Below are 21,126 nucleotides of genomic sequence, written 5' to 3'. Positions count from 1 at the left end.
GTGCGTTTTGGTGGTCCGGTCAGATTCTCTTGCCGGGGGCAGAACGCCATGTTGCGACGACTAGCGGCCTTGTTCGATCTCTATGCGGCGCGGCAGTTGCAAGCCAGCTGCGATGGACCCGCAATACACGATCGCGGTGGGACACGGGTCGGACATGTCGACAGAATTGCCTATGCGGACGGGCGGCTCGTGGTGGAAGGCTGGGTCGCAGCCGAAGCGGTTCGGCTCGTTCACGGCGCAGCCAGCGTGTCCTGCCCGGCAACGTTGCAACGGGCCGATGTCGCCGCCTCCGGTCTGTCGGGAGCTGGCTTTTGCCTGTCCGTTCCGGCGATGCCGGGCAATCTCCGGCGCAGCGCACCGCCCGGCCTGATCTTCGAGACCGGCGGGCTCGAGGCGGGCATCAATAATCTCAGTTTGCCCAGACCGCCGCTTGGACGTTGGCACCTTGTCCCAGGCTTTGCGCTGCGCCTTCTGCGTGCCATGCCCGCCGCGATCGGCTGGCGTTTGACCCGCAATCCCCATCAGCGTGCGCGCGTGAAAGCGTTGCTCGGGTTTTCGGAGGTGGCGCGCCCCGGGCCGCTTCTCCCCGGCATGATCCGGTCCGAACCGCATGATCCCCCGATCACGGCGCCCGACGTGACCATCGTGCTGCCCGTGTATAACGGCTTCGATCTCTTGCTCGACGTGCTGACGCGAATCGAGGCGCATACCGACATTCCCTGGCATCTCATCTTGATCGAGGATTGCTCGACTGATGTGCGCGTGCGGCCGTTTCTGCAGGACTGGGCGACGGAGCCAGCGCGCCTTTCACGCGTCACCTTGCTGGAGAACCGCGAGAATGTCGGATTTATCCGCTCGGTGAATCGCGGCTTCCGCGCGGCTTTGGCCCGGAAGGAGACCGGACCGATCCTCCTGCTGAACTCGGACGCGATGCTGCCGGCGCATTGGGCCACACGGCTGCTGCGTCCCTTCGCCGCCCATGAACGCGTCGCGAGCGTGACGCCCGCCTCGAATGCCGCGGAGATCCTGTCGGCCCCCGTCATCTGCCGCGACGTTCCCCTGCGCGCGGACATGGCAGAGGCGATCGACCAGGTCGCCGCGCGGCTCGACCCAGATGGGGCGCTGGCTGATCTGCCGACCGGCATCGGCTTTTGTATGGCGATTTCACGGGCCTGGCTGTCGCGTTGCCCGCGCTTCGACGAAACCTTCGGGCGCGGCTATGGCGAGGAAGTCGATTGGTGCCGCCGCATCCTCGCGATGGGGGGGCGGCACCTTGGGCATATGGGGGTCTTCGTGGAACACCAGGGCGGCGCAAGCTTCGGCGCCGAAAAGGCCTCGCTGCTGAGGCGGAACAATGTCCGCCTCGGTGTGCGTTATCCCGGCTATGAAGCCGCGGTCGCCGCCTTCAAAAGCACAGATCCGCTACGCACGGCACGGCTTGCGCTGGGGCTGGCTTGGGCGGGCGCAGCGACACCGCTGGCGCCAGTGGAGGTCATCCTTGGGCATAGCCTCGGCGGCGGCGTCGAGCGCGCCATAAGAGACCGGGTGGCGCGCGGTCTTGCGTCGGGGCGGGCCGTGATACGGCTCGACGTCGGCGGCGCGCAGCGGTGGACGCTGAGGCTTATCACACCCTGGGGAGAGAGCGAGGGTGCATGCGATGACACGTCCACCATCACCGAACTGCTGTCGATCCTGCCCCGCAAGCACATCGTCTATGCCTGCGGCGTCGGCGACCGCGACCCGGTGGAGCTGCCTGCCATCCTGAGGAGTTTGATCGGGCCTGCAGATACCGCCGAGCTCGAGGTTCACGACTACTTTCCTCTCTCGCCGTCCTACACGCTTCTGGACAGCCACGGCGTCTTTCACGGCCTGCCGAGCCTCACCTCCCGCGATCGCGCCCATCGCATTCGGCGGCCGGACGGTTGCGACGTGTCGCTTGCCGCATGGCGCGCGGCTTGGCATGGATTTGCGAAACAAGCTTCGATTACCTGTTTCTCCGAAGCTTCGGCAAAACTTGTGCGCGGCGCATGGCCGGACCTGGTACCGGCGATCACGGTTGCGCCACACGGGCTTCGGCTGCCGTCACAAGTGCCGGTGGTCAGGCATCCGAACAGGCCGCCCACCCTCGGTATCCTCGGCGCGATCGGACCTCAGAAAGGTGCGGCCATCGTCTCGGCCCTGGCAAGTCTGTGTGCCGAAACCGGGCATCCGCGTCTCGTCATGATCGGCAGGATCGCACCCGGTTTCTCATTGCCGCCGGACATTCTACAGACCGGCCCCTATCGCCCCGAAGAGATTCAAAGTCTTGCCGAACAGCACGGCGTGACCCATTGGCTCATCCCGTCGATCTGGCCGGAGACGTTCTGCTACGCCTTGCACGAGGCGCTTGCCACGGGCCGCCCGGTCTACGGGTTCGACCTCGGAGCGCAGGGCGAGACCCTCGCCTCTGCCTGGAACGGGCATGTCTTGCCGTTCCTTCCGGATGACCCTCAAGCGATGGCGCGTGCTGTTATATCCGCGCTTGCGACCTGCGCCCTCGCTGAACGACACGCCGGCATCACACATATGCATCGCTCTCCCGCCGCGCTACGGCACAAGCTGCCACGTGCCGCGGCGACCGGAACAGACGGATGAGCGAGGTCGGCATAGACTGGCTCGCCGCGCGCGGAATAGAGGCGCTGCCGCGACCGGGCGGCCGAGTTCGTCTTCCAGATACCGGCCGGATCGAAGCGCCGTCCAGCCTGAAATGGACCCGGTTCGAGCAGATGCTCGAACTCGGTGCCTTTTCCTACCAAGTGTCGGGATATGCCTGCGCCGCTCGGATCGGCCGTTATTGTTCGATCGGCGAGGACGTTCAGATCGGCCGGCAGAACCATCCACTGGATTGGGTGTCGACGAGCCCCGCCTTCTATCTCGGCTCTCGCCTCTTCGACCTCAAGCGCGGCTTCAGCGGTGCCGAAGAATTTCGCAACTCCACGCCGCCGCGCTGCTCCAACGGCCCGCCGACCCGCCTCGAGATCACGATGATCGGCAATGATGTCTGGATCGGACATGGCGCGATCATCACCGCGGGGGTCACGATTGGCGACGGGGCGGTGATCGGGGCGGGATCCGTCGTGACCCGCGACGTTCCCGCCTACGGCATCGTTGCCGGCGCACCTGCGCGCTTGATCCGGATGCGACACGCGCCGGAAATCGTTGCAGGTCTTCTCGAACATCGATGGTGGCAATGGGCGCCGTGGCAGCTGTCGCACCTCGACCCCTCGGATCCTCGCACGTTCCTTGAGGGGCTTGGTGCAATGACATCAGAGCCCCCGTTCGACTGCGATGTCCTTGATCTTTCGAAGGTACCCGAATGAGCCTCCACGCCGATCAGACCGCGCGCAAACTCGTTTTCCTGCATATTCCGAAGACGGCGGGACAGGCCGTTCATCAAGCGATCGCGCAGGCGGTCGGCGCACCCGCGATATCTCCAGTGCGGGTGCATAGCCAAGCGGGCCGCGGGCGGGCTCAGTTTCCACCCGGATACCGGGTCTATAGCGGCCATATCGACTGGGAATCGCTGGAAATGCTTGGGCCCGGGACACGCACGTTCACGGTTCTGCGTGATCCGCTCGAACGGATTGCGTCCTTCTATTTCTACCTGCGGCGTAAGGCATCGCAGATGGACGCAAGCGCGCTCGAGCACGGGCAGCACACGGGACTCTCGCGCGCCCTGCGCTGGTCAGCCGAGGCGTATTTCTTCGGCGGTGACAAAGAGTGGCGGCGCTTCATCGCCGATCACTATCGCGCACCCTATTGCAGCTACCTCGTGACCCGGCGGATCCGGGGCCATTCTCAGATCGCGCATCTCCTTCGGCCCGATCTCATCAGCCGCGCAGTGCTTGCGGCGCGGCAGCTCGACGGTGTCTACGATCAGCGCGACCTCGGCACTCTCGAGGTCGATCTGTCCCTTTGGCTGGGCACGGAAATTCGTCTCACGGAGGTCAACCGCGGGCCGGGGACGGGTCCGCGCTGGCCGGATCTCGCCGCGGTCCTCTCACCGGATGGCGCAGCACGGCTCGCCGATTGGGTCGCGCCGGACCAGGCGTTGATGGCCCGCCTCGGCCTCGCGCCACCAAAGATCTCCGCCACGCCCAGAGGAGCCGCTGCATGAGCGCCCTATCCGACATCAGCCTGACGCCGAGACACGAAGGCCGTGCCGCCCTGTTCGCACGGCTTCGTGAGAGCGAGAGCGAGGGCGTGCCCGCCCCTCGGATCATGCGTCCCAAGACAAGCACGCCGCGCAGATTTCCGCGAATGGCAGCCCTCGGCCTATCCGCCGCCTTGATGATCGCTTTACCCGTTCTGCTCGCGTCCTCGTATCTCTGGAACCGCGCCGCGCCACGCTTTCTCTCCGAGACGGGCTTTTCGGTACGAACCGAGGAGGCGAACAGCGCCGTTGAACTCCTTGGCGGTATGGCGGATCTGTCGACCTCATCCTCCTCGGATACCGATATCCTGCATGACTTCATCACGAGCCCGGACCTGGTGGCCCGGGTCGACAAGGCGCTCGACTTGCGCCGTCTCTGGGCGGGGCCGGGGGCGGATTGGTCCGATCCCGATAGCGATCCGATCTTCGCCTTCGCCGGACCGGGCGATATCGAGACCCTGAGGCGTTACTGGAACAGGCGTGTTCGAGTGGACAGACTGGCTGGCACCGGCCTTCTGTCGCTGACGGTCGAAGCCTTCTCTCCGGCGGAGGCACAAGCGGTCGCGAACGCCATCGTCGCGGAGAGTTCCGATCTCATCAATCGCCTCTCGGCCTTGGCGCGAGAGGACCGGATCGGTCAGGCGCGGGCCGAACGCGATCGCGCGAAGGCCCAGCTTGTCGCGGCACGGGTCGCACTCACGCGGTTTCGCAACGAAACGCAAATTGTCGACCCGGTGACCGCGCTGGCGGTTCGGATGGGAGTCATGACATCGCTTCAGGAGCAACTTGCCGAGGCCTTGATCGAGCTCGACCTTCTGCGCCAATCCGCCCCGGATGCACGCTTCCGGATCGAGGCGGCACAAGGCCGCGTCGCGGTGATCGCGGCGCGGATCTCGGAAGAGCAGGCCCGACTTGGAGCAGGCGCAAACGGGCCGGGCACCGATCCGGCGTTCGCGGACCTTATGGGCATGTTCGAGACCTTGGCGACGGATCTGCGTTTTGCCGAGGAAAATTATACGCTTGCCCGCGCCAATCTGGAAGCTGCACTGGCTGAAGCGGACCGCCGGGACCGATACCTCGCCTTGCATATCGCGCCCACCTTGCCCGAGGCCGCGCTCCGCCCGGCCCGATGGGAAACGCTCGCGCTCATCGCCTCGTGGCTTGGTCTGATCTGGTCGCTGCTCGCGATGGTCGTCGCGGCCCTACGGGATCGCCGCTGATGATCGTGCTCGAGAATGTCGAGAAATCCTATCTGCGCAAAGACTGCCGCGTCAGAGTGGCGAATTGCATCAACGCGACCCTGCCGGGGGGTGTTTCCATCGCGCTTCTGGGCAGAAACGGTGCCGGCAAGTCGACGCTTCTGCGTATGATCGCCGGTACCGCGCGACCCGATCGCGGACGGATCCTGACATCGGGCCGGATCTCCTATCCCGTGGGCCTTGCGAGCGCGCTGCACGGGGATCTGACAGGCGCGCAGAACGCCCGTTTCGTCGCACGCCTGTACGGCACCTCCAGTCAGGATGTCTGCGCGTTCGTCGCCGATTTCGCAGAGCTGGGTGCAGCATTTCATGAACCTGTCAGGCACTATTCCAGCGGCATGAAGGCGCGTCTCGCCTTCGGAATCAACATGGCGATGGAGTTCGACACCTACCTGCTCGACGAAGCGCTGGCAGCCGGGGATGCCGAGTTCATCCGCAGATCGCGCGCGCTGTTGTCGTCACGGCTGCAGGGCGCCGGCGCGATCATCGTCAGTCACGCAATGGGCCAGGTACGCAAACTCTGCAGCATGGGTGCCGTTCTCGAAAACGGACAGCTTCGTCTCTACGACGATCTGGAGGACGCCATCGCGATCTATGAGAGAGGAGCGGCAGCATGAGAGCTCAGCCTCAGCCCGAGTTTGCATCCGTTGCGTTTCCGAAAACGGCGCGCATGGTCTTCGTGATCGGCGCGCAAAAGGCGGGGACGACCTTCCTGCACAAGGCATTCGGTAAAAGTGCCGAGGTTTTCCTGCCGAATGTCAAAGAGCTGCACTATTTCGACATTCGACGCGGCGTGGGGAAGCTGGCCTTCGCTGCGCGCTGCCGGGAAGTGTCGCGCGCGGCGGAAGCGCTGGCGACAAATGGGCCTTCACCCGATCGCTGCGCCCGCCTGCGCCGCGCCACCGATCTTGTCGGGATGCAGAACTCTGAACCGCTCGGGGCCACGGGACCGTCGCGGCACTCAGCCTACACGACGTACCTACTTCAAGGCTGGCAGGGCGAGCCGCTCATCGCGGATGTCACCCCCGCCTACGCCATCCTGCCCGCCCGCGATTTTGCCGATATGGCCGCATTCACAGACGCGCGTTTCATCTTCATTCTTCGCGATCCCGTCTCGCGGATGTGGTCGCAGCTTCGCATGGCGGCGCAGGTCGAGGCTGGGACCGCTGCCTCAAGCGAGGCAATACTGGCGCTCGCGCGCGCCAAGGCGGAGTCGCTCATCGCGACCGGCCGACTCCCCAAGGTCGAACGCGCCGATTACGCCCGGACTTTTGGCAACCTGGATCAAGCCGTCGCGCCGGACCGTCTGCACGTCATGTTCTACGAAGAGATGGTCTCGTCCCCTGCGCCCATTCATGCGCTTTCCGAATTCCTCGGTATCGACCGGATCGATCCGGATCTCTCTCGCCGTGTCAACGAAGGCATCCCCATCGCGATCCCCCCCGATCTGGATCACGCGTTCCGCGAAGCGTTCGCACCGCAATATGCCTTTGTTCGCGAACGTTTCGGCGCGCGCGTACCCGACGCGTGGCGCAGCGTGGCCGCGGTGACGAATGAGGAGCCATCGGCAGACACACCGCCGCTCACCGCTTGAAGGGTGTAACGAACTCCACAAGACCCGGTGCGGCCGCGTCTTTCTCGGATAGCGTGGGCGCATGACCCGCATCCGGCCAGTCGATGCCTATATCGGGATCGTTCCATCGCAGGCTCCCCTCAGTCTCGGGCGCGTAGTAATCGGAGCATTTGTAGACGATCTCGGTGTCAGTGGTCAGTGTCATGAACCCGTGAGCGAAGCCTTCAGGGATCAAGAGCTGTCGGCCATTCTCGAAGGTCAACTCGACGCCGACCCATCGCCCGTAGGTCGCGCTGCCTTCGCGAATATCGACGGCCACGTCAAAGAGCGCGCCGCGCCCGCAGCGCACGAGCTTGGCCTGAGCGGAGGGCGGCCCCTGGAAATGCAGACCCCGCACCGTTCCGGGCATCGCGGACATCGAGTGATTGTCCTGCACGAAGCTCGTCGTGATTCCCTCGTCCGCCAGCAGTCGGCTGTTCCAGGTCTCTTCGAAAAAGCCGCGATGATCGCCGAAACGCCGAGGCGTCAGCATCAAAACGCCGTCGAGCGCGGTATGATCGATCTGCATGGGAAACTCCTTGGACGTGCGAGAGACAGACGAGCAAAAGATTGGCCGGACGCTACTGCGCGCGCCTCGAGCCCGTCCAGCCGCCCGAGGCGTATGGCAGCTCTGCGTGGCGAACGCGACATATCGCTTGTGAGCGCGGCGCAGTCGCTGCGCCTTCGTTGACAGCACTGGTCCGCTGCCGCAAGGAAGACCTCAAAGCTTTTAGACAAAGGGCATTGCACATGAAAATCGCGATGATCGGGACGGGATATGTTGGTCTGGTCTCGGGGGTTTGTTTTTCGGATTTCGGACACGAAGTCGTCTGTGTCGACAAGGATTCGCGCAAGATCGAGATGCTCGAGCGCGGCGAAGTGCCGATTTACGAGCCCGGCCTCGAAACCCTTCTGGCCAAGAACGTCGATGCAGGACGGCTGTCCTTTACCCGCGACATCGCGGTTGCCATCGACGGCGCGGATGCGGTCTTCATCGCCGTGGGCACGCCCACGCGCCGCGGCGACGGACATGCGGACCTGACCTACGTCATGGCCGCTGCCGAGGAGATCGCGAAAGCGGCAGATCACTACATCGTCGTCGTCACCAAATCGACCGTGCCGGTCGGGACCAACGCCAAGGTTCGCGACACGATGGCCGCGGCGAATCCCGATCTTGAGTTCGATGTGGCCTCGAACCCCGAATTTTTGCGCGAAGGCGCGGCAATCGACGATTTCATGAAGCCCGACCGCGTTGTCGTCGGCGTCGAGTCCGAGCGCGCGGGCCGCGTCATGGAAGAAATCTACCGCCCGCTCTATCTGCGCGATTTCCCGATCGTGGTGACGGATCTCGAATCCGCGGAGATGATCAAATACGCGGCCAATGCGTTTCTCGCGACGAAGATCACGTTCATCAACGAGATCGCCGCGCTGTGCGAAAAGGTCGGCGCGGATGTGAAACAGGTCTCCAAGGGAATGGGTCTCGACGGGCGGATCGGCAAGACGTTCCTGCATGCGGGTCCCGGCTATGGCGGCTCGTGCTTTCCGAAGGATACCAAGGCGTTGGCACGGATCGGCCAGGATCACGCCATGCCGATGCAGATCACCGAAGCCGTCATCAAGATCAATGACGAGGTCAAGCGGCGGATGGTGGACAAGTTGCTGGACCTGTCGGATGGCAGCTTCAACAACCGGAAGATCGCCGTTCTGGGCGTGACGTTCAAACCCAATACGGACGATATGCGCGATGCGCCGTCGCTCACGATCATCCCAGCGATGGTCGGAGGTGGCGCCAAGGTCAGTGTCGTCGATCCGCAAGGTCGCCGCGAGGGCGAGGCGCTTCTGCCCGGCGTCACCTGGGAGAGCGATCCCTATGTCGCCGCGAAAGACGCCGATCTTCTGGTGATCCTGACGGAATGGAACGAGTTTCGCGCCCTCGATCTCAAGCAGATCGCGAACGGCATGAAGACGCCCCGCCTCGGCGATCTGCGTAACATCTACTCGGCCGAGGATGCCCGAGAGGCGGGCTTCGAGGCCTATTCCGCGATCGGCCGCCCCGGCTATCCGGACTGAAACCGCGCCCGGTTTGAGTAAAACGGAAACGGTTTTCTCAACCGGGCGTTAGATCGTAGTACGCTAGCCTTCGCGGGATCTGTCCAGGTGCGAAGGCGATGCCGATCTACATTCCGCAACCCGACGTGACGCCCAGCGTGGCGGAACAATATTACCTGTGCCTGATCAACCGCGATCGGGCCGACCCCGCCGGCGCCTATGACCGCCTCCTTGCAGAGGCGACTCCCGGCACCGAGGCGGCGCTCGCTTACTTCGGCGTGTCCCTGTCACTGCTCGAGGATCAGCTTGCCGCGTTTCCTCCCGTACCGCCCTTGGCCTGGAACGCGTCGCTCGCCATCTCGGCTGAGCGGCATTCGCTTCTCATCGTCGAATACGACGAGCAATCGCACAACCTGCCAGGGGAGCCAGGGCTTTATCAACGGATCGTGGAGGCGGGCTATGACGATGCCCGCGCCTTGGCCGAAAATGTCTATGCCTATTCTGACGGGCCGCTTCACGGGCATGCCGCCTTCCTGATCGACTGGGGCTATGGTCCGGGCGGCATGCAATCGCCCGCAGGACATCGCATCGCGATCCTCAGCCCGACCTATACGGAGATCGGGATCGGGATCGTGACGGATGCCGATTCAGACACGCGCGTCGGAACCGAGATCGTCACCCAGCATTTCGGAACAACCTGGTCGCCGGAGGCGCAGATCGTCGGCGTCGTGATCGACGATCGGGACGGTGACGACTTCTACGATCCGGGAGAGGGACTGGGCGGCGTGACCGTTACGGCCAGCGGCGGCGGCGAAACCTACGTGACGACCAGTTGGGCGTCCGGCGGCTACCAGATGCAGCTGCCGCCCGGAACTTATGTCGTCACCTTCTCAGGCGGCGGGCTCGAAGGCGAGATCACCGAAACGGTCACGATCGCGGCCAGCAATGTCGGGCTCGACGTGGAAGCGGACGATGCGGTGCTGCGACCCGCGGCCCTGATGGGCGGTGGCGGTGCGGACCTGTTGGCAGGCGACGCGCGCGCCGAGGTGATCGAGGGACGCGGCGGAAATGACAGCCTCTCGGGCGGAGTGGGGAATGACACGATCTTCGGCGGCACAGGGTTCGACGAGATCCACGGCGGCGACGGGGCGGACTGGATCGAGGCCGCGGGCGGCTTCGACACCGTCTCGGGCGGTGCGGGCGATGACACGATCCTGGGGCAGGCAGGTGCGGATTCATTATCGGGAAACACAGGGGACGACGTGCTGAAAGGCGGCATAGGCCCGGACGCGCTGATGGGCGGCAGCGGCGATGATTGGCTGGAGGCAGGTGATGGAGCGGATTTTCTTCAAGGTCACGATGGTTCGGACACGCTCTCGGGCCAGGCAGGTGCAGACACGCTGGATGGCGGGCCGGGGCACGATCTGCTGCAAGGCGGGATCAATCGCGACGTGCTGCTGGGCGGGGCGGGAAACGACCGGCTTGAAGCCGGGGACGGCTTCGATCGACTCGATGGCGGCGAAGGCAACGACACGCTTCTCGGGCAAGCAGGGAACGACACGCTGGTCGGCGGTGACGGCGACGATCTTTTGCACGGCGGTATCGGTACCGATGTCTTCGTCTTCGCACCGGGTGGAGGACAGGATGTGATCGTGCATTACCAGCCGGGCATCGACGTCATTCACCTCGAGGCAAGCCTCGCACCGGGCGGCGTCGCCGACCTCGATGCCGAAACCGTGGGCAATGATCTTGTGTTAATACTCGCGGATGGCGGCGAAATCACCTTTGACGGGATACGAACGCTCACCGAAATCGAGGCGGATTTCGTGCTGATCTGATGCTGCTGCCGTGGCTTGGGAAAGCAAACGTTAGCATTTTCAGTGGATAACGAGCCATGAACCGAAGCGTCGATCAAATCTCCACAGCCACTCTTGGGTCGCATCCACCGCTTCTCTCCGCGACGTTCCGATCCATCGGCGCGCTCATGCTGCGCGAGATGGCAACGCGATATGGTCGTAATCCGGGCGGCTATCTCTGGGCTGTGCTCGAACCAGCCGCCGGGATTGCGTTTCTCTGCCTCGTATTTCAGGCTGGCTTCCGTGCGCCGCCGCTCGGAACGAGCTTTGCGTTATTCTACGCGACGGGCATCTTGCCGTTCTTTGCATTCCTGACGGTCAGCAACGCAGTCGCACAAGCACTCAACCGCTCCCGGCCGCTCCTCGGCTATCCGAGGGTCAGCCTGTTGGATCCGCTGATCAGTGCAGCTTGCCTTGCCGCACTGACACAGCTCATCGTCGGCGTGATTATCCTGGGCGCGCTCGTCATCTCGCTCGCCCCGATGACGCGGATCGACATTCTACCGCTCGGGATGTCCTACGTTCTGGCGATGAGCTTCGGCCTTGCGACCGGTGTCGCGCTGGCGGTGCCGGTCACCGCGCATCCCATGTGGCAAAGCATCTGGTCCGTACTGACCCGTCCCTTGGTCATCGTCTCGGGCGTGATCCTCTTGCACGAGAAACTGCCCGATCCGTGGCGCAGCTGGCTGGAATGGAACCCGCTCGTTCATGCGACCGGTCTTGCGCGGCAGGCGGCCTATCCCGGCTACAGTGCAGCCTATGTCAATCCGGGCTACGTCTTGGCGGTCTCGGGGTGTCTTTGTCTTTTCGGGCTTGTGCTCCTGCGCCTCATGCAACGGGACCTCTTCGAGCGCTAGCTTACAAAAGCCCGATGTCGTTCAGCAGCGCGTCCGGATTGACCAGACCTTCGATCACCAGGCGTTCGCCGCCGGGAAAAGTGAATACCGTTGCGCCATCGACTGCCTCTGCAAAAGACAGCATCGCCGCCGCATCATACGCCGCTCCGCCCCAAAGCGCAGGATCCAGAAGCAGCATGTCGACGTCGTTCTGGAATGCAGTCACGACCGCGACACCTTCGGCGAAGATGAAGACATCGGCGCCGTCGCCACCGTCGAGGATGTCGTTGCCGCCGCCACCCGACAGCGTATCGTTTCCGGAGCCTCCGAAAAGCGTGTCATCCCCGGCGCCACCATCGAGAATGTCAGAGCCGTTTTTCCCGATCAGCCGGTCGTTGCCGGCATCGCCTTGAAGCGTGTCATGACCGAGCCCGCCATCAAGCGTGTCGTCACCGCCTCCGCCACTGAGGTCATCCTGGCCGCCACCCCCCCACAGCTCATCCGCGTCACCCGAACCCAGCAAGACATCGTTGCCGCCTTCGCCGTAAAGCAAATCACGGCCCTCCCCGCCATCCAGCGTGTCGTGGTTGATCCCGCCCCAGATCGTGTCCGATCCGGTCTCGCCCATTACGAGGTCCGTGCCGGCATTGCCCGTCAGAAAGTCGTCGCCCTCCCCCCCTTGCAGCGTGTCTGCGCCGTCATCGCCGGAGATCCGGTCATTGCCGCCACCGCCATTCAGCAAGTCGGGCGCGTTGCCACCCAGAATGTGATCGTCTCCGGCATCACCGAAGATCGTGTCGAAGCCCGCATTACCGGACAAGTGATCATCGCCGTCTCCTCCCTCGATCCAGTCATGGCCGTCGAGCGCCGTGACCGTATCGGCGCCCGCTCCGCCGAAGATCGTATCCGCGCCGATCCCGGCATTGATCGTGTCATTGCCCGCCCCAGCCGAAATCAGGTCCGATCCGCCGCGCCCTGTGATCGTATCGTTACCAGAGCCGCCCTCGATACTGTCGTTTCCGGGCGTTCCCGACAGCTCCTGCGGCGGATCGGCGGGCTCGAGGGTCAGAACCGGCGTCAGCCAGTCAGGCAGGAAGCGGTCCGGCTGAGGAAGGATCGCCGCGATCACGGCATCAGCCGAAAGCGGGCCGCCCCCAGCGCTCTCCAGCACGAGGACCTCCACGCCGACAAGGGACATGAACCGGATCTCTGCACCGCTTGCGGTCGGGCTGATCGAAAGTTGCGACGGATCGCGGTAAAACGCCCAGCCGGATAGATCGAGCCGGTCCTCGCTCGCATCGAATGCAACGATACGGTCGGGATCGGCGTCCGCGATCATCACGAACAGGTCCGCTCCCGCCTGCCCGATCAGCGTGTCGGCACCGGTCCCATCCATGTGGGATATCCCGCTCAGAGCGATTGAAAAGGCGCTGAGGCCCTGGTCGGACACGCCAAGCGTCACAAGATGCAGGGAGCCGCCTTCGATATACAGCTCGAGATCCGAAACGCCTGACACCGCCGTCGACACGCTGTCCGCCACGACGCCGAGGTGAACGAGTTGGCCGTCAGCGGTCAGGCGAAACAGGCTCACGCCATTGTCGGAGCCAGCAGCAGCGAGAAATGCATCGTTCTGCAAAACGGCGCTGTCGAGTGTGGTCACATTCGCGAACCGACTGTCTCGCGTGTCAATGACATGGTCGGTCAGTCGAGGCCTCCCGCTCTCGAGGCCATAGACCGTGAGCGTGCCCGACCCGGCTGCCCCCAATACGGCAAAGGAGGTTTCTCCGATCTGCAAGGTCTCGAGCGTGATTGACCCTGCGATGCCGGGGTTGTCGGCTTCGCCAAGCTGCGCCGCCATCGAAAGCCGCCCGTCGGGCTGGATGTCGTAGATCGTTAAGAATGTCGCGTCGGATCCAGCGGCGACAAGCATGCCATTCGCGATCTCGATATCGGTCAAACCTGGCCCGTCCGCGCTGCCGCGAGACCCCGAGGACAGCACCGTCAGCGTCCCGGTCGGTCCGATTTCCCAGACCATCGGACTGCGGCTGCCCGGCGCGATCCCGTAAAGAAAGAGCCCCTCCCCGCTGTCCATGACGGCGATATCGGACAGGTCAGCCGGCACGCCAGCCGCGGCGGCGTTGATCGCAACGGGCGCCCCAAACGAGCCGTCGGCATTGATGCGAACCATCGCGAGACCGCCGGCCACACCGGTCAAGAGCGCGACCTCCTGACCTGATGGCAGCACGGCAGGCGTGATGTCCGGCGCAACGCCTGCCACCGGTCCGGCGGTAAGCATCGATGTCGCCTCGGCTATCGGCGCGCCGCCCCGCAGATCCCAGCTCGTCAAACGGGTTGCGCCATCTTCACCGGAGAGGACCTGGACAGTGACCCCGTCCGGTCCTTGGTGCAGCGCGAGACTCCGCACTCCATCGAGTTGCCCCGCGCTGGAGGCGAAGACCGTACCGTCATGCGAAAAGACCGCCTGCATCGGCGCACCCTTTATCCACTCAACCCGAGCTCTGAAGCTCTGGTCGAACGAGGGAAGCGGCGGGGCGCGATCCTGGCTGAAACCGGGCGTTTCGGGCCAATCGTCAGGAGTCCGGCAAGCGCTCGTTTACCACGAAGTCAGAACCAGCGACCAATCGCCGTCATCCGCAGCGTGCAGGTATCGACGGCGGCAAAATCGGTCTGTCCGGCAATGCGGCGCAGCGAAATCGTGGTGCCCGCTCCATCGCCGCCAGTGCAGGTCACAGCGCCAAGTGCATCGAGACCGGGAGTGATGTTCGCGGTGCCCGGATCGAGGCTGCCGGACACGAAGGCCGGCCCGGCGAACATCTGCGGAAAGGTCCAGTGCGCGGACAGGGTCGCGGCATCGCTCCGCGTGAGGGCCACGGTATCCCAGACGATCTGCGTGCCGCAGGCGAGACGGAGGTAGGTCACGCCTGCCTCAAGAACCGCTCCAGTCGGCTTGCCGGAGGCCTGCGCGACCTGCCCGAGAAGAGTGCCCGGACCATATCCCCAATCGGCCCTCATCAGCCTACCCGGCGTCGTATCATCCGGCTGTGACTGAACCGCCGCACCGCCTGCATGGCCTGTCGCCGGATCGAAGACCAGCGCGTCGTGCCACGTGCCGCCATCGGCGCTGACCTTGATGGTGAACGCGTCCGACCCTGTCGTTCCCATCTCTGCGCGGCCGCCCCAACCGGTCTGGAACAAGAGGCTCGCAGTCTCGCCGGGTGCCGCCTTGTTGATCTTGACCTGATGGCCGCCGCCCACATTGTTGAACAACGAAGCCGGCCCCGCCACGATCAGCGGATTATTCGCATCGCTCGTCGCGTTGATACCAAGACCGGGCAGATTTTGAAGCTCGGGCTCGAGCGCCTGCCATGTGCCGCCGGTCCATACGACGAAGCGTCCTTCCAACGCGATCCAAGCCTGCCAACCTTGCTGTGGCGCGGTGAAGGTCCAACCGCCTGGCTCGAAAATGGCGATGTCATTCGCGTGGCCGATCCATGCGCCCGAGGGGGACGCACCGACGATAAAGCGAGTATTCTCCGAAGGCGCTTCCGGAGGCGCGTCGTCGCGGCCTTGAACGGAGAGCTGCACGACAAGATCAAGCCGCCGGAGCGCTTCGTTGAACGTGACGTGTTTCTGAGCCTGGGACGGTGCCATGAAAGGCAGCCCGAGAGCGGCGGACGTGAACATGCGCGAGACCTCATCGACGGATACATCGAGGATCAGGCTCGCGTGCGGTGGTTAACGCGCGTTAACCAATCCGCGCGTTGCAGAGGTCTATTCCGCCAAGTGGCACGCCACGCGGGTCTCGCCGATGGGGCGCAGGCGGGGACGTTCTTCGCGGCAGCGGTCGACCGCGATAGGGCAGCGCGGATGAAAGGGGCAGCCGGGCGGCGGGTTGATCGCGTCCGGAATCTCGCCTTTCGGCGGATCGACTTCACGCCCGAACGCGTCCATGCGCGGTGCGGCATCGAACAGCATCTGGGTGTAGGGATGCTTCGGCGCATCGAAGAGCCGGTCGCGCGGCGCCTCCTCGACAAGACCGCCGAGATAGAGCACGCCAATCTTGTCAGCCATGTGATGCACGACGGTTAGATCGTGGCTGATGAAGAGATAGGTCAGCCCGAGCTCTTCGCGCAAGTCGGACATGAGGTTGAGAACCTGGCTCTGCACCGAGACATCGAGCGCCGATGTCGGCTCATCGCAGACGATGATACGCGGTCCGGCCGCCAGCGCGCGCGCAATGCAGATACGCTGGCGCTGCCCGCCCGAGAATTCGTGGGGATACTTGCCCGCATCGACCGCCGAGAGGCCGACTTGTTCAAGCAGCCGTTCGGCGAGCCCCTTGGTGTCGCCGCCCTTGATCGAGACCGGCTCATTGATGATGTCGCGGACCGTCCATCGAGGATTGAGCGAGGCGTAGGGATCCTGGAAGATCATCTGGATATCTGCCCGAACCGCATCGACCTTGGCGCGGTCGGTCTCGGTGGCAAGATCCACGCCATCAACTTCCACGCGGCCGCGGCTTGGCGGAACCAGCCCGACCATGATCTTGCCTATGGTCGACTTGCCGGAGCCAGACTCGCCCACGAGCGCGTAGACGGAGTTCTCCTCGATCTCGAAACTGACCTCTGAGACGGCGGTCAGAAGCGCGCGCGGGCTGCGTTCGATCACCCGGTTCAGCCAGGGTTTGGAGACGTCGAAGATGCGCGTGAGATCCTCGACCTTGACGATGGCGCTCATGCGGAGACCTCGGTCTTTTCGGTCAGGGGGAACCAGCAGGCGGCGCGGCCGTCGCAGGCTTCGAGGCTCGGCCCCGGCTCTTCGCGGCAGCGCGGCTCAGCGCGGTCGCAGCGCGGATGGAAGGCGCAGCCCGAAGGCAGGTTGTCGAGACGCGGCATCGCGCCGGGGATCTGCCTGAGGCGGCGATGGCCCTGGCTCGCAACCGGCGTCGAGGCCATGAGCCCCGCCGTATAGGGATGCCGCGCGTTGGTGATGACCTCGCGGACCGGGCCCAGCTCTGCAAGACGGCCCGCATACATCACCGCGACGCGGTCGGCAGCCTCCGCGATCACGCCCATATCGTGCGTCACGAGCATAACCGCGACGCCTTTCTCGCGGCAAAGCCGTTTCAGAAGCGCAACGATTTGCGCCTGAACCGAGACGTCGAGCGCGGTGGTCGGCTCATCGGCGATGACGAGGTCAGGCTCGGCGCAGAGGGCGAGCGCGATCACCACGCGCTGCCGCATGCCGCCGGAAAACTCGTGCGGGTATGAGCCGATCCGCTGCCGCGCCGCCGGGATACCCACCTCGTCGAGCGCGGCGATCGCACGCTCGCGCGCTTCGGACTGGGTGACATCGAGATGCTCGAGGATCGTCTCGGTGAGCTGTTCGCCAATGGTCAGCAGCGGATTGAGCGAGGTCAGCGGATCCTGGAAGATCATGCCCATCTTCTTGCCCCGCAGCTTGCGCAGCCGCTCGCCTATCAGCGCATGCACCGGCTCGCCGGACAGAAGCACCTCGCCCGAGACGATCCGGGCCGGCCGATCGAGAAGTCCGATCACCGCGTTTCCGGTCATCGACTTGCCCGCGCCGGACTCGCCGACAACGCCGAGGATCTCGCCGGCATGGATGTCGTAGCTCACTTGGTCGACGGGTCGCAGCACACCGCGTCGGGTCGGGATCTCCACCACGAGATCGCGGACGGACAGGACGGGGGTGGTCATCGGATCACCTCAGTTTCGGATTGAGCGCATCGCGCAGCCAGTCGCCCAGAAGGTTGATCGACAGGGCCAGCGCGAGAAGCGTGACGGCGGGGAAGAAGAGGATCCACCACTCGCCGGAGAACATGAATTCCTGCCCGATCCGGATGAGCGTGCCGAGCGAGGGCTTCGTCGGCGGCGCGCCGACCCCAAGGAAGGACAGCGTCGCCTCGGCGATGATCGCGAGCGCTAGGCTGATCGTGGCGATCACGAGCACGGGGTTGAGCACGTTCGGCAGGATATGCCGCACCATGATCGAGAAGGGCGAACGCCCGATCAGCCGTGCGGCCTGAACGTATTCACGGTTCTTCTCGACCAGTGTTGCACCGCGCACGACGCGGGCGAACTGCACCCAGTCTGACAGGCCGATGGCGAGGATCAGAACCCAGATCGCCATCTGGTCGCGGTATTCGGGCGGCGTAATCCCTTTGGCGATACCGAAGATCAGCATCGCGACAAGGATCGCCGGGAAGGTGAGCTGAATATCGGCGATCCGCATGATGATCGTCTCGACCCAGCCGCCGAGATAGCCTGCGAGAAGCCCCAGCAGCACACCGATAACCAGCGCCAGCATGACAGCGGCAAAGCCAACGAAGAGCGAAATCCGCATCCCGTAGAGGATTGTTGAGAACACGTCCCGGCCCTGATCGTCGGTGCCGAGGAGGAAATATTCTTGCGTAAACTGGTTTGCCTGCCCCGGAGGTGTGAAGCCGTTCATCAGGTTCAGCGTCGCGGGATTGAACGGATCGTGCGGCGCAATCAAAGGCGCGAAAATCGCCGCGAGGATCAGGAGGGACACGACGAAGGCAGAGACCATCGCGACGGGATTGTTCCGAAACGAATAGGCCAGATCGCTATCCCAGGCTCGGGCCAGCCGGCTGGGACTCGTCTTCGCTTTCGTCTCGATTTCTGTCTGAAGCTCGGACATCTCAGTGTCCTCCTGCCGTGCGGTCGACGCGCAGACGCGGGTCGATCGCGAAGTAAAGCATGTCGACGATGAGGTTGATGCCGACGAACATGACCGAGATCATCATCAGATAGGCGGCCATCACCGGGATATCGACGAACTGGATCGCGTTGATGAAGAGAAGCCCGACGCCCGGCCATTGGAACACCGTCTCGGTGATGATCGCGAAGGCGATGATCGAGCCGAGCTGCAAGCCCGTGATCGTGATGACCGGCACCAGCGTGTTCTTGAGCGCATGGCGGAAGTTGATGGATTTCTCGCGGATGCCGCGCGCGCGGGCGAAGCGGATATAGTCCATCCTGAGAACCTCGAGCATCTCGGTCCGCACCAGCCGCATGATAAGCGTCATCTGGTAAAGGCCAAGCGTGATCGCCGGAAGGATGAGGGCCTTGAGGCCGCTTTCGGTCAGAAAACCCGTGCTCCACCAGCCGAGATCGACGACTTGCCCCCGTCCGAAGGAGGGCAGCCAGCCAAGCTCCACCGAGAAAAGGTAGATCAGCAGGATCCCGATCAGGAAGGTCGGCAGCGAGACCCCGATCAGCGAGAGCGTCATGATCGTGCTCGCCGACGGGCCGCGCCTTCGGATCGCCGTGAAGATGCCGAATCCGATCCCGCCAGCAAGCGCCAGAAGTCCGGACACGGCTGCAAGTTCCAGCGTCGCGGGCAGGCGCTCGACAAGGATCTCGGAGACGGGCCGCCCTTGCCGGTAGCTCAGCCCGAAATTGCCCTGCACCGCCTGTTCGAGGAACTTGTAGTACTGGACCGGGAACGGCTGATCGAGGCCAAGCTGGGTTCGCAGCCGCTCCACGTCGGCCTGCGTGCGTTCCTGACCGAGCATGTTGTCGATCGGATCGCCCACGAAGCTGAACATGGAAAAGGCAACGAATCCCGTGACCAGAAGCACGAGGACAGATTGCGCGACCCGTCTGATGATGTAGGCGAGCATGTTTTCCCTAGTTCACCGTGACCCAGCGCAGGATGAAGAAGTTATCCTCGCGTTGGGTGAGCTCGATATTTTCGGCCGTCCCCCAGAGGAGCGGCTGCACGTAGAGCGGCACGTAAACCATCTCGTCCTGCACGATGCCAGCGATCTCGTCGAGCATCTCCTGCCGGGCCGAGTCGTCGATCTCGGACTGGATCGCGGGGATCAGCTCGTCAACGCGCGGGTTGGAATAGCCGCCGAAATTCCACGTTCCGATATTTTCCTGCGGCGTGTGGACCAGGAAGCGGAACGGATGTTCCGCATCGAAGGTGCCCGGCGACCAACCGAGGAGATACATGTCGTACTCGTCGGCGCGCAGTTCCGGCCAGTAATTCCGCACCGGGATCGCATCGAGTTGCGCGTCAAGGCCGACCTGCGCGAGCATCGAGACCGTGGCCTGGCACACCGATTCATCGTTGATGTAACGATCGTTGGGGCATTTCAGAAGGAACGAGAAACCGTCCTCGTATCCCGCCTCGGCCAGAAGTTCGCGGGCACGTTCGGGGTCATAGGCGGGGCGTTCGGAGAGACCCTCGGAATAGCCGCGCATCGCAGCGCTCACGAGCTGCGCCGCGGGCTCGGCCGAGCCGCGCATGATCGTCTGGCGGATGGCATCGACGTTGATCGCATGGGCCACGGCCTGGCGGACCAGCGGATCCTGGAACGGATTTCCCTCTACTCCGTCGCCGCCGACAAGGCTGTCCTTGTCCTGGCTGAAGCCATACATCATCACCCGAGCCTCGACGCCACGCTGAAGATCGACGCCTTCTGCGTTGTCGATCCGCTCGGCGTCCTGCACAGGCACGGGTTCGATCATGTCGACTTCGCCCGACAGAAGCGCCGCGACGCCGGTCGCGGAATTTTCGATGGGCGTGAAGATCCCCTCGGTGACATTACCGCGATCGTCGCCCCACCATTCTTCGAACGGCGCAAGGACCGTACGCAGAGCCGGCTCTCGCTCCATGATCCGGTAGGCGCCGGTGCCGTTGGTGTTGAGAGTCGCGTAATTGCCCTGCTCGATATTGGGCCGGGTCGCGTTGTTCGCCTCGGCCCAACCGCGATCCATCATCATCCAGTTGGCGATGGAATCGGGGAAGATCGGGTTCGGCGCGTCGGTGCGGATCTCGACGGTGTACTCGTCCGGCGCGGTGACCTCGGTCACACCGGCGAACCAGCTTGCCGTATCGGCCTCCGCGGAAGACGCACGCTCGTAGGAAAAGATCACGTCATCGGCGGTGAAGTCCGCGCCATCGTGGAAGGTCACGCCCTCGCGCAGATGGAACCGCCAGCCGGCACCGTCCTCGAGCGGCTCCCACTCGGTCGCGAGCGCTGGTTCGATCGCCATGTTCCGATCGCGCCGAACGAGCCCTTCGTAGACGTTGTTTAGAAAACCCAGGACAGGCGCGGAATTTCCGGCATGAGGATCCATCGTGTTGGGATCCGTCTGCCCCGCCCAGCGGAAGGTTTCGGCCGAAGCCGGAGCGGCCAACATGCCAAGCGCAGCAATTACGAGAGAGGTCCTCATGGCGACAATCCTCTTGATTGGGAAGACCCGGCGCGGGAATTCCGCGCCGGGCTGTATCTAGCGTCGGTGCG

At 64.0% G+C, this 21,126-nt stretch carries 17 protein-coding genes; 9 read left to right on the top strand and 8 right to left on the bottom strand.

Features of this window, described 5'->3' with window-relative positions; all coding sequences use genetic code 11:
* Positions 1-48 precede the first annotated feature (48 nt).
* From FIU91_RS00425 to FIU91_RS00400, 6 genes are read left to right on the top strand one after another with little or no spacing between them, the layout of a single operon-like run.
* Positions 49-2,634, top strand: a complete 2,586-nt coding sequence (locus FIU91_RS00425; protein ID WP_152460986.1) for a glycosyltransferase — start codon at positions 49-51, stop codon at positions 2,632-2,634.
* Complete coding sequence (locus tag FIU91_RS00420) at positions 2,631-3,359, top strand: CatB-related O-acetyltransferase (RefSeq protein ID WP_152460985.1); 729 nt, start codon at positions 2,631-2,633, stop codon at positions 3,357-3,359. Before FIU91_RS00425 ends, FIU91_RS00420 begins: the two co-directional genes overlap by 4 nt.
* A complete protein-coding gene (locus tag FIU91_RS00415) occupies positions 3,356-4,156 on the top strand; it encodes a sulfotransferase family 2 domain-containing protein (protein WP_152460984.1) in 801 nt (266 codons plus the stop codon). Before FIU91_RS00420 ends, FIU91_RS00415 begins: the two co-directional genes overlap by 4 nt.
* Positions 4,153-5,412 carry a capsule biosynthesis protein gene (locus FIU91_RS00410; protein ID WP_152460983.1) on the top strand — a complete coding sequence of 420 codons (1,260 nt, stop codon included), beginning with the start codon at positions 4,153-4,155 and terminating at the stop codon, positions 5,410-5,412. The genes FIU91_RS00415 and FIU91_RS00410 overlap by 4 nt, the downstream gene beginning before the upstream one ends.
* On the top strand, positions 5,412-6,068 hold the full coding sequence (locus FIU91_RS00405) for an ABC transporter ATP-binding protein (protein ID WP_152460982.1): 657 nt from the start codon (positions 5,412-5,414) through the stop codon (positions 6,066-6,068). Before FIU91_RS00410 ends, FIU91_RS00405 begins: the two co-directional genes overlap by 1 nt.
* Positions 6,065-7,045 (top strand): sulfotransferase, encoded by a 981-nt coding sequence (locus FIU91_RS00400; protein ID WP_152460981.1) that lies wholly within the window; start codon positions 6,065-6,067, stop codon positions 7,043-7,045. Before FIU91_RS00405 ends, FIU91_RS00400 begins: the two co-directional genes overlap by 4 nt.
* On the opposite strand, the gene rfbC is transcribed toward FIU91_RS00400, so the two are convergent.
* Complete coding sequence (gene rfbC / locus FIU91_RS00395; RefSeq protein ID WP_152460980.1) at positions 7,035-7,592, bottom strand: dTDP-4-dehydrorhamnose 3,5-epimerase; 558 nt, start codon at positions 7,590-7,592, stop codon at positions 7,035-7,037. The genes FIU91_RS00400 and rfbC overlap by 11 nt on opposite strands.
* Before the next feature lie 221 nt (positions 7,593-7,813).
* Between rfbC and FIU91_RS00390 the strand changes: the two genes are divergently transcribed.
* The 3 genes from FIU91_RS00390 (at position 7,814) to FIU91_RS00380 (ending at position 11,825) form a co-directional block, all read left to right on the top strand.
* Positions 7,814-9,133 (top strand): UDP-glucose/GDP-mannose dehydrogenase family protein, encoded by a 1,320-nt coding sequence (locus FIU91_RS00390; RefSeq protein ID WP_152460979.1) that lies wholly within the window; start codon positions 7,814-7,816, stop codon positions 9,131-9,133.
* Between the two features lie 98 nt (positions 9,134-9,231).
* Entirely contained in the window at positions 9,232-10,950 is a 1,719-nt protein-coding gene (locus FIU91_RS00385; protein ID WP_152460978.1) for a CAP domain-containing protein, read from the top strand.
* A 56-nt stretch (positions 10,951-11,006) separates the two neighbouring features.
* The gene (locus FIU91_RS00380; protein WP_152460977.1) at positions 11,007-11,825 is read left to right on the top strand and encodes an ABC transporter permease; all 819 of its coding nucleotides are present in this window, start codon (positions 11,007-11,009) and stop codon (positions 11,823-11,825) included.
* 1 nt (position 11,826) lies between these two features.
* Here the strand turns inward: FIU91_RS00380 and FIU91_RS00375 are convergent, their stop codons facing one another.
* The 7 genes from FIU91_RS00375 to FIU91_RS00345 all read right to left on the bottom strand — a co-directional run bounded on the left by FIU91_RS00375 (position 11,827) and on the right by FIU91_RS00345 (position 21,055).
* Positions 11,827-14,292, bottom strand: coding sequence for a calcium-binding protein (locus tag FIU91_RS00375; protein WP_152460976.1), 2,466 nt, complete (start codon positions 14,290-14,292; stop codon positions 11,827-11,829).
* 137 nt (positions 14,293-14,429) lie between these two features.
* A complete protein-coding gene (locus FIU91_RS00370) occupies positions 14,430-15,509 on the bottom strand; it encodes a DUF2793 domain-containing protein (RefSeq protein ID WP_152460975.1) in 1,080 nt (359 codons plus the stop codon).
* Between the two features lie 87 nt (positions 15,510-15,596).
* Complete coding sequence (locus FIU91_RS00365) at positions 15,597-16,562, bottom strand: ABC transporter ATP-binding protein (RefSeq protein WP_093011851.1); 966 nt, start codon at positions 16,560-16,562, stop codon at positions 15,597-15,599.
* The gene (locus tag FIU91_RS00360) at positions 16,559-17,545 is read right to left on the bottom strand and encodes an ABC transporter ATP-binding protein (RefSeq protein WP_152460974.1); all 987 of its coding nucleotides are present in this window, start codon (positions 17,543-17,545) and stop codon (positions 16,559-16,561) included. Before FIU91_RS00360 ends, FIU91_RS00365 begins: the two co-directional genes overlap by 4 nt.
* A 4-nt stretch (positions 17,546-17,549) precedes the next feature.
* Positions 17,550-18,509, bottom strand: coding sequence for an ABC transporter permease (locus FIU91_RS00355; RefSeq protein WP_152460973.1), 960 nt, complete (start codon positions 18,507-18,509; stop codon positions 17,550-17,552).
* 1 nt (position 18,510) lies between these two features.
* Positions 18,511-19,494: an ABC transporter permease gene (locus FIU91_RS00350; protein WP_093011842.1), complete on the bottom strand. Its 984-nt coding sequence runs from the start codon at positions 19,492-19,494 to the stop codon at positions 18,511-18,513.
* A gap of 7 nt (positions 19,495-19,501) precedes the next feature.
* Positions 19,502-21,055: an ABC transporter substrate-binding protein gene (locus FIU91_RS00345; RefSeq protein WP_152460972.1), complete on the bottom strand. Its 1,554-nt coding sequence runs from the start codon at positions 21,053-21,055 to the stop codon at positions 19,502-19,504.
* Positions 21,056-21,126 lie beyond the last annotated feature (71 nt).

It is taken from the genome of Roseivivax sp. THAF30 (assembly GCF_009363575.1).
In the GTDB taxonomy this organism is placed as follows: Bacteria; Pseudomonadota; Alphaproteobacteria; order Rhodobacterales; family Rhodobacteraceae; genus Roseivivax; species Roseivivax halotolerans.
Note: the sequence above shows the minus strand (reverse complement) of the source record. Positions and strands in the feature narration are given on the sequence as shown.

Bases quoted from the DNA above. Each gene is read 5' to 3' on its own strand.
- FIU91_RS00370 (WP_152460975.1), bottom strand. From the start codon at position 15,509: ATGTTCACGTCCGCCGCTCTCGGGCTGCCTTTCATGGCACCGTCCCAG.
- FIU91_RS00375 (WP_152460976.1), bottom strand. From the start codon at position 14,292: ATGCAGGCGGTCTTTTCGCATGACGGTACGGTCTTCGCCTCCAGCGCG.
- FIU91_RS00360 (WP_152460974.1), bottom strand. From the start codon at position 17,545: ATGACCACCCCCGTCCTGTCCGTCCGCGATCTCGTGGTGGAGATCCCG.
- rfbC (WP_152460980.1), bottom strand. From the start codon at position 7,592: ATGCAGATCGATCATACCGCGCTCGACGGCGTTTTGATGCTGACGCCT.
- FIU91_RS00400 (WP_152460981.1), top strand. From the start codon at position 6,065: ATGAGAGCTCAGCCTCAGCCCGAGTTTGCATCCGTTGCGTTTCCGAAA.
- FIU91_RS00380 (WP_152460977.1), top strand. From the start codon at position 11,007: ATGAACCGAAGCGTCGATCAAATCTCCACAGCCACTCTTGGGTCGCAT.
- FIU91_RS00390 (WP_152460979.1), top strand. From the start codon at position 7,814: ATGAAAATCGCGATGATCGGGACGGGATATGTTGGTCTGGTCTCGGGG.
- FIU91_RS00420 (WP_152460985.1), top strand. From the start codon at position 2,631: ATGAGCGAGGTCGGCATAGACTGGCTCGCCGCGCGCGGAATAGAGGCG.
- FIU91_RS00385 (WP_152460978.1), top strand. From the start codon at position 9,232: ATGCCGATCTACATTCCGCAACCCGACGTGACGCCCAGCGTGGCGGAA.
- FIU91_RS00415 (WP_152460984.1), top strand. From the start codon at position 3,356: ATGAGCCTCCACGCCGATCAGACCGCGCGCAAACTCGTTTTCCTGCAT.
- FIU91_RS00345 (WP_152460972.1), bottom strand. From the start codon at position 21,055: ATGAGGACCTCTCTCGTAATTGCTGCGCTTGGCATGTTGGCCGCTCCG.
- FIU91_RS00405 (WP_152460982.1), top strand. From the start codon at position 5,412: ATGATCGTGCTCGAGAATGTCGAGAAATCCTATCTGCGCAAAGACTGC.
- FIU91_RS00410 (WP_152460983.1), top strand. From the start codon at position 4,153: ATGAGCGCCCTATCCGACATCAGCCTGACGCCGAGACACGAAGGCCGT.
- FIU91_RS00355 (WP_152460973.1), bottom strand. From the start codon at position 18,509: ATGTCCGAGCTTCAGACAGAAATCGAGACGAAAGCGAAGACGAGTCCC.
- FIU91_RS00365 (WP_093011851.1), bottom strand. From the start codon at position 16,562: ATGAGCGCCATCGTCAAGGTCGAGGATCTCACGCGCATCTTCGACGTC.
- FIU91_RS00350 (WP_093011842.1), bottom strand. From the start codon at position 19,494: ATGCTCGCCTACATCATCAGACGGGTCGCGCAATCTGTCCTCGTGCTT.
- FIU91_RS00425 (WP_152460986.1), top strand. From the start codon at position 49: ATGTTGCGACGACTAGCGGCCTTGTTCGATCTCTATGCGGCGCGGCAG.